At 72.8% G+C, this 12,229-nt stretch carries 12 protein-coding genes; 1 reads left to right on the forward strand and 11 read right to left on the reverse strand.

The annotated features are described in order from the left end of the window. Window positions 1-23: 23 nt before the first annotated feature. The 11 genes from O7612_RS20050 to O7612_RS20100 all read right to left on the reverse strand — a co-directional run bounded on the left by O7612_RS20050 (window position 24) and on the right by O7612_RS20100 (window position 11,067). Window positions 24-590: an adenine phosphoribosyltransferase gene (locus tag O7612_RS20050; protein ID WP_282266466.1), complete on the reverse strand. Its 567-nt coding sequence runs from the start codon at window positions 588-590 to the stop codon at window positions 24-26. Window positions 591-689: 99 nt separating this feature from the next. Then, window positions 690-1,889 carry a protein translocase subunit SecF gene (gene secF, locus O7612_RS20055; protein ID WP_282266468.1) on the reverse strand — a complete coding sequence of 400 codons (1,200 nt, stop codon included), beginning with the start codon at window positions 1,887-1,889 and terminating at the stop codon, window positions 690-692. Between the two features lies 1 nt (window position 1,890). After that, window positions 1,891-3,798 carry a protein translocase subunit SecD gene (secD, locus tag O7612_RS20060; RefSeq protein WP_282266470.1) on the reverse strand — a complete coding sequence of 636 codons (1,908 nt, stop codon included), beginning with the start codon at window positions 3,796-3,798 and terminating at the stop codon, window positions 1,891-1,893. 227 nt (window positions 3,799-4,025) lie between these two features. Beyond that, window positions 4,026-4,373 (reverse strand): preprotein translocase subunit YajC, encoded by a 348-nt coding sequence (gene yajC, locus O7612_RS20065; protein ID WP_282266472.1) that lies wholly within the window; start codon window positions 4,371-4,373, stop codon window positions 4,026-4,028. Window positions 4,374-4,511: 138 nt separating this feature from the next. Further along, window positions 4,512-5,576 (reverse strand): Holliday junction branch migration DNA helicase RuvB, encoded by a 1,065-nt coding sequence (gene ruvB, locus O7612_RS20070; protein WP_282266474.1) that lies wholly within the window; start codon window positions 5,574-5,576, stop codon window positions 4,512-4,514. Between the two features lie 43 nt (window positions 5,577-5,619). After that, complete coding sequence (gene ruvA / locus O7612_RS20075; protein ID WP_282266476.1) at window positions 5,620-6,222, reverse strand: Holliday junction branch migration protein RuvA; 603 nt, start codon at window positions 6,220-6,222, stop codon at window positions 5,620-5,622. Continuing rightward, window positions 6,219-6,746 carry a crossover junction endodeoxyribonuclease RuvC gene (gene ruvC, locus O7612_RS20080; RefSeq protein ID WP_282266479.1) on the reverse strand — a complete coding sequence of 176 codons (528 nt, stop codon included), beginning with the start codon at window positions 6,744-6,746 and terminating at the stop codon, window positions 6,219-6,221. Before ruvC ends, ruvA begins: the two co-directional genes overlap by 4 nt. A gap of 167 nt (window positions 6,747-6,913) precedes the next feature. Further along, window positions 6,914-7,522: a TetR/AcrR family transcriptional regulator gene (locus O7612_RS20085; RefSeq protein ID WP_282266481.1), complete on the reverse strand. Its 609-nt coding sequence runs from the start codon at window positions 7,520-7,522 to the stop codon at window positions 6,914-6,916. A gap of 11 nt (window positions 7,523-7,533) precedes the next feature. Beyond that, window positions 7,534-9,099, reverse strand: coding sequence for an MFS transporter (locus O7612_RS20090; RefSeq protein ID WP_282266483.1), 1,566 nt, complete (start codon window positions 9,097-9,099; stop codon window positions 7,534-7,536). 151 nt (window positions 9,100-9,250) lie between these two features. Beyond that, window positions 9,251-9,874 (reverse strand): transcriptional regulator, encoded by a 624-nt coding sequence (locus O7612_RS20095; RefSeq protein ID WP_282266485.1) that lies wholly within the window; start codon window positions 9,872-9,874, stop codon window positions 9,251-9,253. A gap of 155 nt (window positions 9,875-10,029) precedes the next feature. Continuing rightward, the gene (locus O7612_RS20100) at window positions 10,030-11,067 is read right to left on the reverse strand and encodes an aminotransferase class V-fold PLP-dependent enzyme (protein ID WP_282266487.1); all 1,038 of its coding nucleotides are present in this window, start codon (window positions 11,065-11,067) and stop codon (window positions 10,030-10,032) included. Between the two features lie 270 nt (window positions 11,068-11,337). On the opposite strand from O7612_RS20100, the gene O7612_RS20105 reads away from it, so the two are divergent. After that, entirely contained in the window at window positions 11,338-12,198 is an 861-nt protein-coding gene (locus O7612_RS20105) for an SPFH domain-containing protein (RefSeq protein WP_067307804.1), read from the forward strand. Window positions 12,199-12,229: the final 31 nt, after the last annotated feature.

The raw sequence follows: 12,229 nt of genomic DNA on the forward strand, positions 1-12,229 counted from the left end.
CCGGTCGCCGGGACGAGCGGGAATCAAACGGTCAGCAGGGCGTGGACCGGACGCCCGGCGAGCCGCTGCCGCCCGGCCAGGAAACCCAACTCCAGCAGTACGGTGAAACCGGCCACCGTGCCACCGGCCCGCTCCACCAGGTCGAGGGTCGCCTCGGCGGTGCCGCCGGTGGCCAGCACGTCGTCGACCACCAGCACCCGGTGCCCGGCGGTGAAGGCGTCCTGGTGCACCTCCAGCGTCGCCTCGCCGTACTCCAGAGCGTACGAGGCCGAGTACGCCGGCCGGGGTAGCTTGCCCGCCTTGCGCACCGGCACCACGCCCAACCCGGTGGCGTACGCGATCGCGGCGGCGATCACGAAACCGCGCGCCTCGATGCCGACCACGATGTCGAAGCCGTCCCGCCCGTGGTACCCGATGATCCCGTCGATCACCTCGCGGAACACGTCCCCGTCGGCGAACAGCGGCATCAGGTCCTTGAACATCACCCCGGGCTTGGGGAAGTCCGGCACGTCCAGCACCCGGCTGGCGACCAGCCGGGCCATCTCCGGGCCACTGTCTCCCCGTACCCCGGTGCTGTGGGTCTCCGTCACGGTGGTCGGCTCTCCTTCGGTACGACGACGGCGTCCGTCACGCTGCTCGCACAGCATGGCGGACGCCGTCGACTCGACGTGGGGCGGGTCGCCCTCCGGTCAGCGCCGCTTCGCGCCACCGGGCCGGTTGCCGCCGCCCCCGGCGGGACGGCCGCCCCGCGCACCGGCCGACCGCTTGGCCGCCGGGCGGGCGCCGACCTTGGGGGCGCTGCCGGCCAGGGCCGCCGCCTCCGGGTCGATCGGCTCGTCGGTGGCCTCGTCGGCGGCGGCCTGCCGGGCCGCACCGCGCGGGGTGATCTCGCCCCGGGCGATGGCGCCCCGGCGGGCCAGCACCCGCTTGGTGTGCGCGTCGATCCGCGGGTCCTGGTTCTTGAGCATCACCAGCAGCGGGGTGGAGAGCAGGATCGAGGTCAGGAACGCCATCGCCATACCGACGAACAGCACCAGGCCGAGGTCCTTCAGGGTGCCCGCGCCGAGCAGGCCGGCACCGATGAAGAGCAGGCCGCCGACCGGGAGCAGGGCGACCACCGAGGTGTTCAACGACCGCATCAGGCTCTGGTTGAGCGCCAGGTTGGCCGCCTCGCCGTAGGTCTGGTTGTTGTTGGCGGTGATGCCCCGGGTGTTCTCCTGGACCTTGTCGAAGACCACCACCACGTCGTAGAGCGCGAAGCCCAGGATGGTGAGGAACCCGATGATCGTCGACGGGGTGACCTCGAAGCCGACCAGCGAGTAGATGCCGGCGGTGAGGATCAGGTTCATGAACAGCGAGATGATCGCGGCGACCGCCATCCGCCACTCGAACCGCAGCACCAGGTAGACCGCCACCACCAGGACGAAGATGACCAGACCGAGCAGCGCCCGGGAGGTCACCTGGCTGCCCCACGCCTCACTGACCTGGCTGCCGCTGATCTGGTCGGCGTTGATGCCGAACTCCTGAGCCATCTTGGCCTTGACCGCGTTGGCCTGCTCGGCGGTGAGCTGCGAGGTGCGCAGCTCGTAGTACTCGCCGCTGGTGCTGCCGACCTTCTGCGCGGTCACCACCTCGGCGCCGTCGCCCTCGGCGGCCAGCGCGTCGTTGACCTTGTCCTCGGTCTGCTCCAGGGTGCCGACGCTGGCCGGCACCTGGAACGAGTTGCCACCGGCGAACTCGATGCCCAGGCTGAAACCGCGCACCGCGAAGCTGAGCACGGCGATCAACACCAGCACCCCGGCGACGGTGAACCAGAGCTTGCGCCGGCCGACGATGTTGAGACCGGCCTCGCCCCGGTAGAGCCGGGACGCCAGACCACTCTTAGCCATCTCAGGCCTCCTTGACGCGCGGGTTGCGGGCGGTGCCCGATTCGGCCGTACGGGGCGGCAGTGCCCGACCGAGGCCGCTGACCCGGGGCGACAGGAAGGCCGGGGTCCGGGCGAACATCGTCATGATCGGGTGCCGGAAGAGGAAGACGACCACCAGGTCGAGCACGGTCGCCAGGCCGAGGGCGAAGGCGAAGCCCTTCACCGTGCCGACCGAGACGATGTAGAGGACCACGGCGGACATCAGGGTGATGGCGTTGGCCGAGATGATCGTCCGACGGGCCCGGATCCAGGCCCGGGGCACCGCGCTGCGTGGGCTGCGCCCCTCCCGGATCTCGTCCTTGAGCCGTTCGAAGTAGATGACGAACGAGTCCGCCGCCACACCGAGCGAGACGATCATGCCGGCGATGCCGGCGAGGGTGAGGGTGAAGCCGATCGACCGGCCGAGCACCACCAGCGCCCCGAAGACCAGCAGCGCGGAGAGCACCAGGCTCAGGAAGATGACCGAGCCGAGCAGCCGGTAGTAGAAGAACGAGTAGACGATGACCAGCAGCATGCCGATGCCGGCGGCCAGCAGGCCGGCCCGCAGGTGGCTGTCGCCCAGCGTCGCGGTGACGTTCTGCTGCTCCTGCGGCACGAAGGTGACCGGCAGCGCGCCGTAGCGCAGCTGGCTGGCCAGCGCGTTCGCCGAGGTGTTGTCGAAGCTGCCGGTGATCTGCGAGTCGCCGGTGAGCACGCCCTGGATCTCGGGCGAGGAGACGATCTCGTTGTCCAGCACCACGGCCACCCGGCACTTGCCGTCCTGGCCCAGGGCCGTCTGGTCGCAGCCGCCGCCGGTGTTGTTGAACGCCTCCCGGGTCAGCTCGGTCCACTTGGACTGGCCGTCGCCGGTGAAGTTCAGGCTGACCACCCAGGTGCTGGCCTGGTCGAGGACCGCGTTGGCGTCCTTGACGTCGGTGCCGACCACCTTGGCCTGGTCGAGCAGGTACTTCGCCGCGCCACCCTCACAGGCGACCGCCTGCTGCTTCTCGTCCTTGATCGACGCGGGGGGCCGCTTGTCGAGCTGGGCGCAGGTGATGGTCGGCACGTTGAACTGCATCTGCGGGGTCAGTACCGCGACCTCCTGCGGGGAGAGCGCGCCGAACGGCTTGAACGTCTCCGCCAGGGCCGGGTTGGTGGCCAGGTCGGCCGGGGCCTGGAGCCCGCTCGCGGCGGCCCAGGCCGCCGCGCCGACCTTCTTCTCGACGGCCTTGCGCTGCTCCTCGATGCTCTGCGGCACCGGGGCCTCGCTGGCGCTGGGCGAGGCGGCCGGGGCGCTCGGCGAGGCCGACCCGGACGGGGTGGCGCTCGGCGCGGGGGCGCCGCCGCCCTGCCCACCGGCGCTCGGCGAACCGGTCACCTTCGGTGAGGCGCTGCCGGAGGCCTTCGGCGAGGCGCTACCCGACGGGCTGGGCGCGGCGCTGCCGGACGGGGTCGGCGTCGGGGTCGCCGGGGCGGCGACCGCGCCGCTGCCGTCGGCGGCCTTGAGCACCTTGCGGAAGCGCAGCTCCGCGGCACTGCCGACGTCGGTCAGGTCGCGGTTCTCACCGGGCAGGGAGATGACGATGTTCCGGTTGCCCTCGGTGACCACCTCGGCCTCGGCCACCCCGTAGGCGTTGACCCGGCTCTCGATGATCTGCCGGGCCTCCTCCAGGTTGGCCGACGTCGGGGGTTTGCCGTCGAGGCTGTTGGTAGCCTCCAGCGTCAGCCGGGTGCCGCCGATCAGGTCCAGCCCGAGCCGGGGCTCCAGCCGGTCCTTCCAGCCGCCGCTGGCGCCGCCGGAGAAGAACACCAAGGAATAGAGGACGACGAAGATGAACCCGAGCACGGCGAGCTGCCGCCCGGGGCGCATCTGTCCCTGAGGTGGTGCCACGGCTGTCTGTCTCCCTGTAACGGTCGCGCCGCCGGTGCAGCGGCGACGGGGTCGGGGCGGGGTTGCCACTCCGACGCGCTCTGCGCGGACCGCTCCCGCCCGGCGACACGGCGTACCGCCGCCGACGTGGGGCGTCGGGCGGACGGGGCGCGTGCCGGCCCTCGGGGACCGGCCCACCTATCCAGTTGTCCCGTCCCGCCCGCCCGGTGCGGGACGGGGCGGGGCGCTCACTCCTTGACGGTTTCCGCGTCCTCGATGACCGGCTCGTCGGCCTCCGGCCGCTCGGCCCGGGTGACCACCCGGGCGATGGCCGGACGGGCGTAACGGGTCTGCACGCCGGGGGCCACCTCCAGCAGCACGGTGTCGTCCTCGACGCCCACCACCGTGCCGTAGAGCCCGCCGATGGTGACCACCTCGTCACCGGGGCCGAGCGCGGACTGCATGGCCTCGGCCTCGCGACGGCGCTTCTGCTGCGGCCGGATCATCATGAAGTACATGACCCCGAAGAGCAGGGCGATCATGAGGATCGGCGTCAGACTGCCGGCGCCTCCGCCGGACTGTGCTGCGTAAAGCACGGTGTGCGACCTTCCCATTGGCCCCCGTCACGGCGCGTAGGCGCCGGAGCGGAGGCGGATATTCACATCCTGTACAGACCGCGGCGAGTCTAATCCCTGCACCTGGGAACGCCGAATGCGGTGCAGATCACGTTCAGATCACGGTGGATCGGGCGCGTTCGAGAACAGATCAGGTACAGCGGGAGCTTCCATGCCAAATGTACCATTTGGCGGCGTGCGGCCGAGGTGCCGCCAGGCGGCCTCGGTGGCCACCCGTCCCCGCGGGGTACGCGCCAGCAGTCCGGCCCGCACCAGGAACGGCTCGCAGACCTCCTCCACCGTGTCCGGCTGCTCCCCCACCGCCACCGCCAGGGTGGACAGGCCCACCGGACCGCCCCGGAACGAGTCGACCAGCGCGGTCAGCACCGCCCGGTCCAGCCGGTCCAGCCCCAGGGCGTCCACGTCGTACACGGTCAGCGCGGCGCGGGCGGTCTCCAGGGTGACCACCCCCTCGGCCCGGACCTCGGCGTAGTCCCGCACCCGGCGCAGCAGCCGGTTGGCGATCCGGGGCGTGCCCCGGGACCGGCCGGCGATCTCCACCGCCCCGTCCGGGGTGATCGGCACCCCCAGGATGCGCGCCGAACGGTGCAGCAACGCCTCCAGGTCGGCCGGGGAGTAGAAGTCGAGGTGCGCGACGAAGCCGAACCGGTCCCGCATCGGGCCGGTCAGCAGGCCCGACCGGGTGGTCGCGCCGACCAGGGTGAACGGCTCGACGTCCAGCGGGATCGCGGTGGCACCGGGCCCCTTGCCGACGATCACGTCGACCCGGAAGTCCTCCATCGCGCTGTAGAGCAGCTCCTCCGCCGGCTTGGCGATCCGGTGGATCTCGTCGATGAACAGCACGTCGCCCTCGGCCAGGCTGGTCAGGATGGCGGCCAGATCGCCCGAGCGCTCGATCACCGGCCCGCTGGTCACCCGGATGCCGGAGCCCAGCTCGGCGGCCACGATGTTGGCCAGGGTGGTCTTCCCGAGGCCGGGTGGACCCGACAGGAGGATGTGGTCGGGCGGGGCGCCGCGCCGCATCGCGCCCTGCAACAGCAGGTCGAGCTGGTCGCGGACCCGGTGCTGGGCGATGAACTCGTCGAGCCGCTTCGGCCGGACGCTGACCTCGGCGTCCCGTTCGGCGTCGTCGGCGTACGCCGAGACCAGGCCGTCGCCGGTCATGCCGCACACCCCGGTCGCGACCGCGCCCGCCGTGCCACGCCGGTCACCGGGTCCGGCCGAGCAGTCGGATGGCCTGCTTGAGCAGGACCGGCACCGGCGGAGTGGGACCGTCCACCGTCTCGGCCACCGCGGCCACCGCCTGGTCGGCCTGCCCGGCGGTCCAGCCGAGCCCGACCAACGCCTGGCGGACCTGGTCCGGCCAGGCCCCGACGGTCACCCCGGCCGCGCCGTCCGCACCGACCGGCACCGGGCCGATCCGGTCGCGCAGCTCCAGGACCAGCCGCTCGGCACCCTTCTTGCCGATCCCCGGCACCCGGGTCAGAGCCGCGGTGTCGGCGTTGGCGATGGCCTTGCGAACCGCGTCCGGGGTGTGCACGGCCAGCACCGCCTGGGCCAGCCGGGGGCCGACGCCGCTGGCCGTCTGGAGCAGCTCGAACAGCTGCTTGGCGTCGTCGTCGGCGAAGCCGTAGAGGGTGAGCGAGTCCTCCCGGACCACCAGGCTGGTGGCGAGCCGGGCCGGCTGGCCGACCCGCAGCTCGGCCAGGGTGCCCGGGGCGCACTGCACGGCCAGGCCGATCCCCCCGACCTCCACCACCGCGTGGTCCGGACCGGTCGCGGTCACCGTGCCGCGCACGCTGGCGATCATCGCGCTCCTCCTCGTCGTACCCGGTGGGCGGCCTCGGCCAGCTTGGACCGGGTGCCACCGCGCCACACGTGGCAGATGGCCAGGGCCAGGGCGTCCGCCGCGTCGGCCGGTTTGGGCGGCTCGGCCAGCCGCAGCAGCCGGGTGACCATGGCCGTCATCTGCTTCTTGTCGGCCTGGCCGGAGCCGGTCACCGCGGCCTTGACCTCGCTCGGCGTGTAGGTCTGCACCGGCAGACCGGCCCGCGCCCCGGCCAGCACGGCGATCCCGCTGGCCTGGGCGGTGCCCATCACGGTGCGGACGTTGTGCTGGCTGAACACCCGCTCGACGGCGACCGCGTCGGGCCGGTGCTCGGCCACCAGGTCGGTCAGCGAACGGTCCAGGTGCAGCAGGCGCAACGCCAGGTCGTCGGCGGGATCGGTGTAGACCACGTAGTAGGCGACCAGCGAGCAGGGCCGCCCCGGCACACCCTCGACCACGCCGACCCCGCACCGGGTCAGTCCCGGGTCGACGCCCAGCACGCGCACGCCGCCTCCTCCCCGACCCCTCGGCAGTACGGGTGTTCGACACCCTACCGACCCGCCCCGACGCGCCGGTCGGCGGACACGCCGTCCCCGGCCGGCACCGCCGGGGGCGACCGGGAACAACCGCCCCGCCGACGTACCGCCGGCCACACTGCGGCGGTGCGTGGGGCTCAGCGTGCCCGCAGGCCGGCCAGGACCCCGTCGACGATCTTCTCCGGGAGGATCCGGTCGTCCAGCTCCGGGTGCCAGCGCAGCAGCCGCTGGATCAGCATCGGGCCGGTCAACAGCGCCATCGCCACCTCGATGTCGAGGTCGGCCCGCAGCTCACCGGTGGCCACCCCGCGGCGGAGCACGTCCCGCATCAGTTTCCGCCGGGGCTCGATGATGTTCTGGTAGAGGTGGAAGTGGTCCGGGCTGCGGTTCACCTCGGGCAACAGGCAGGGCATGATCCGGGCGGCCCGGGGGTCGACGTTGTGCCCGACCGCCCCGACCAGCAGCACCAGGTCGTCGCGGACGGACTGCCCGGCGGGTTGCGCGGCGACCCCCTTGAGCCGGCGCAGCGCGTCCAGCAGCAGGGTCTCCTTGCCCGCCCAGCGGCGGTAGATGGTGGCCTTGCCCACCCCGGCCCGGGCGGCGATCGCCTCGATCGACAGCGCCTCGATGGTGCTGCCCTCGGCGAGCAGGTCGAGGGTGGCCTCGATGATGGCCTCGTCCGCGCGGGCGCTCCGCGGTCGCCCGGGCGACCGCGGAGCGTCAGCGGTGGTGTTCATGTCAGTCATCCTCGTCGAACCTAGGTGGTCCCGGCCAGTTCCCGCTCTTCCACCGGCGTCACGGTGGTGGCGGTGGCGGGCCGCCCCGGCATCCAGCGCAGCACGATGATGAGGCCGAGGGCGGCCACCACCGTGGAGATCGCCGCCGCCCAGTGCATCGCGGAGATGAAGGCGTCGTTGGCCGCGGTGATCAGCCGGGGCGCCGCCGGGCCGAGCTGCGCCGCCGCCGCGTACGCCCCGGAGACCGACTCGGTGGCCGCGTCCCGGGCCGGGGCGGGCAGGCCGTCGACGGCCGCGGCGATGTCCTGCCGGTAGACCGCGGAGAGCACCGAACCGAGCACGGCCACGCCCAGCGCCCCGGCGATCTGGCGGATCGTGTTGCTCACCGCCGAGCCGACGCCGGCCTTCTCCCGGGGCAGCGCCGACATGATCGACTCGGTGGCCGGCGGCATGATGTTGGCCATCCCGACACCCTGGAGGAAGAAGGACACCAGCACCACCCACAGCGGCGTGTCGGCGTCGATGAAGGCGAACGCGGCCAGTGCCACGGCGGTCAGCACCAGGCCGACCGCGGCGACCGACCGGCCACCGTAGCGGCGCACCATGGTGGCGCTGCGCGGCGCGAAGACCAGTTGGGCGGCGGCGAACGGCAGGAAGCACAGGCCGGTCTCCAGCGGGCTGTAGCCCCGCACCAGCTGCATGTAGAAGGAGCTGAAGAACATCACGCCCATGGCGGCGAAGAAGACCAGGCCGACGATCGCCACCGGGGCGGCGAACCGGGGCACCCGGAACAGCCGGACGTCCAGCGACGGGTGGTCGCTGCGCCGTTCGTGGGCGACGAACCAGGCGAGCACCGCCGCCCCGCCGACGACGGCGGCCCACACCGTCGGCCGACCGAAGCCGTGCTCACCGCCGTCGATGATGCCGTAGGTCAGCGCGACCAGCCCGACGACCGACAGCAGCACGCCGAGCACGTCGACCCGGCCGGGCCGGGGGTCGCGCGACTCGGGCACCAGCAGGGTCACCAGCACCACGCCGACCGCCACCACCGGCACGTTGATCAGGAAGACCGAGCCCCACCAGAAGTGCTCCAGCAGCACCCCGCCGAGGATCGGGCCGACCGCCACCGCCAGGCCGACCGCCCCGGCCCAGACGCCGATGGCGCGGCCCCGTTCCCGGGGGTCGAAGACGTTCGAGATGATCGACAGGGTGACCGGCATGATCGCCGCGCCGCCGACGCCCATCAGCGCCCGGGCCGCGATGAGCTGGCCGGGGTTCTGCGCGTACGCGGACAGCAGCGACGACAGGCCGAACAGCACCAGGCCGACGAGCAGGAACCGGCGGCGGCCGACCCGGTCACCGAGCACCCCGAAGGTGAACAGCAGGCCGGCGAAGACCAGGGTGTAGGAGTTGACCGCCCATTCCAGTTCGCCCTGGCTGGCCCCGAGGCCGTGCACCGGGTCGGCCAGGGTACGCAGGGCGACGTTGAGGATGGTGTTGTCGAGGACGACGACGAGCAGGCTGATCACCAGCACGCCGAGGATCGCCCATCGTCTCGGGTGTCCGGTGTTCTCGTTCGGTTGCATGGGTCCGGTGCTCCCCCCGGTTCACCCGTCCCGGGTAATACGGAACGGGGAAGACTCGTAACGGTGCTCACCTTACGAGGTCGACGTTTCGATACGGTACCGGTTCGTATCGAATGTGTCGCGGGTCACCGGGGGCGGTGGCCGCCGGGGCTCAGGCCGGGACACCGCACGCGGTCAGCGCGGCGGAGAAGTTGGTCAGCCGGGTCGACGGCGGCGGGAAGGGCTCGATCCACCCCGGTCCGGCGGCGTACACGCGTACCCCCGGGAAGTCCCGGCCGAAGCGGACCAGCCGGTACGCGCGGCCGGTGACCGGCGTCTGCGACCAGACCACCACCACCCGCGGCCGGGCCCGCAGCACCGCGGAGCCCAGCGCCACCCAGGGCAGGGCCGGCCCGAGGTGCAGACAGCCCCGCCCCTGCTCGCGCAGCGCGGCGGCGACCGCGTGCAGCCCCAGGCAGTGCATCTCGTGCTCGACCCCGGCGAGCAGCACGCCGTCGGTGCGCAACCGCCGGTCGGGGTCGCGCCGGTGCACGTCCAGCCCGATCCGGATGCCCTCGGACAGGGCGTGCTCCACGGCGATCTCGGCGGCGTCCCGTCCCCGCAGCCCGGCCAGTAGCGGCACGCAGACCTCCTGCCAGACCGCCGCCACCCCGGCGTCGGCGGCGGACTCCAGCACCAGCGCGGCGACCAGGTTGGCGTCGAGGTCCTCGGCGGCCGCCGAGAGCCGCTTGCGGGCCGTCTCGACGGCCTCGACCGGCATCGGATCCGACAACACCAGACGCACCCCCCGGGTAGCTCACCATTACCAGGGGTTCGCCCGGACGACGCCGAACGGATGCGCCGTCGGTGGTATTTGTCGGCGGCGGCTCAGCCGGTGGGGCGCCGCCACCGCGGGCGGCTCAGCCGATGGCCGCCGCCACGGCGGGCGGCTCAGCCGGTGAGCGCCGCCACGGCACGGTCCACGTCCGCCTCGGTGGTGTAGAGGTGGAACGCGACCCGCACCTGACCGGCCCGGACCGCCGCCCGCACGCCGGCCCGCGCCAACCGCTGCCGCGCGTCGGGCACCTCCACCGCGACGATCGCGCTGCGGCCCGGCGGGCGTCCCAGCCCGGCCAGGAACCGGTTCGCCAGCGCCACGTCGTACGCCCCGATCACCGCTGGGCCGAGGTCGGCCACCAGCTCCAGGGCCGGCGCGGTGCCCACCCAGCTGAACCAGGCCGGGGAGATGTCGAACCGCCGGGCGTCGTCGGCCAGCCGCAGGGGCGGACCGTAGTAGCTGGCGTGCGGGTCCTTGCCCGCGTACCAGCCGGCGGCGTCCGGGCGCAGCCGCTGCCGCAGCTCCGGCGCCAGGTAGGCCAGCGCCGAGCCACGCGGCGCCATCAGCCACTTGTACGTCCCGACCGCGACCGCGTCGGCCAGCGACGCGTCGAACGGCAGCCACCCGCAGGCCTGGGTGGCGTCTACCACCACCCACGCACCGTGCGCACGGGCCGCGGCCACGATCTCGGCGTACGGCGCGATCGCCCCGTCGGCGGACTGCACCAGGCTGAACGCCACCAGGTCGGTGCCGGCGTCGATGGCGTCGCGCAGCCCGTCCAGCGGCACCGTCCGCACCCGCACCCCCCGGTCCTGCTGCACCAACCAGGGGAAGAGGTTGGAGGTGAACTCGACCTCCGGGACGACCACGGTGGCCCCGGCCGGCAGGGCGGCGGCGACCGGCGCGAGCAGCTGCGACACGGTGCTGCCGACGGTGACGTCCGCCGCCGGCACGCCGACCAGCCCGGCGAACGCCTCCCGGGACCGCTCGGTCGCCTCCCCCCACCCCTCCCAGGAGGTACGCCCCACCCGCCAGTCGGCCATCGCGTCCTGCACCGCCGCCCAGACCGGCTCGGGCGGCAGCCCGTAGCTGGCGGTGTTCAACCAGCCGGGCTCCGGCTGCCACAGCGTGCGTGCCTCTTCCAGCTCCATGGCGTCGAGGCTAGTGACGGCCGGTCCACCCGCTCAGCGCCAATCCACCGGTGGTGGCCCCCGCCTCCACCGGTGGTCCCCCGCCTCTGCCGGTGGTCCCCCGCCTCTGCCGGTGGTCCCCCTCCTCTGCCGGTGGTCCCCCTCCTCTGCCGGTGGTGGCCCCGCCCGAGCCGCACCGCCCGCGCCACCGGCCACCCGGTGGGACCGGCCTTGACAGCCCCACCTAGGTTGATGATCCACATCGTGGTCCCCCTGGAAGGGTGATGCCCCGTGCCGGTCGGCTTCACGTTCGCCGTCATCCTCGCCATCGGGCTGGCGGTCGCCGGCACCGTGGCACTCGTCGCCCGCCACCCGGGCGTCAAACGCGTCGGCGTGCTGGTCGCGCTCGGCTGCCTGGCCGGCGCGCTGCTGTTCACCGTCGGGGCGAGCGCGCACTCGGTGCCGATCCGCTCGGTCGGCATCGTCACCAGCTTCAACAAGCCGACCGGTGAGGTCACCGGCTCCGGGCTGAAGTGGGTCGCCCCGTGGCAGAAGGTCGGCGAGTGGGACGCCGGCCGGCAGAAGTACGACCACATCGGCGGCGACCAGTGCGTCCGGGTCCGCACCGGCACCCTCGCCGACGCCTGTGTGGAGGTGCTGGTCGAGTGGCAGGTCAAGCCGGAGAACGCGCCGAAGCAGTTCATGGACTACAAGGGTGACTTCGAGAGCTTCCGGGGTCAGCGGGTGGGGGTGCAGCTCGACAGCGCGGTCAACGACGCCTTCGCCGCGTACAACCCGCTGGAGAAGATCGACGCCCGGACGGGCAACCTCAACGTCGACCTCAAGCCGTTCGCCGAGGGCATCCGGGGCAACGCCGAGGGACGACTCTCCGGCGACGTCGACATCCTGTCCGTCACCATCACCCGGGTCAACCACGACGACAAGACCGAGGGCAACATCAAGGCCTTCCAGGACAAGCTCGCGCAGACCCGCAACCTCGAACAGGACCGCCGCAACGCCGACATCCAGCGGCAGATCACCGAGACCAACGCCAAGGTCGACAAGGTGTCGCGCTGCCTGGAGATCGCGGAGAAGAACGGCAGCACCCCCGGACTGTGCATCAACCCGGGGATCGTCACCGGCGGCAAGTGACGACCGCCCGACCGGTGCGACGATCGCCGTG

Origin of the sequence: Micromonospora sp. WMMD987, assembly GCF_029581435.1 — a bacterium.
Lineage (GTDB): Bacteria > Actinomycetota > Actinomycetes > Mycobacteriales > Micromonosporaceae > Micromonospora > Micromonospora rifamycinica.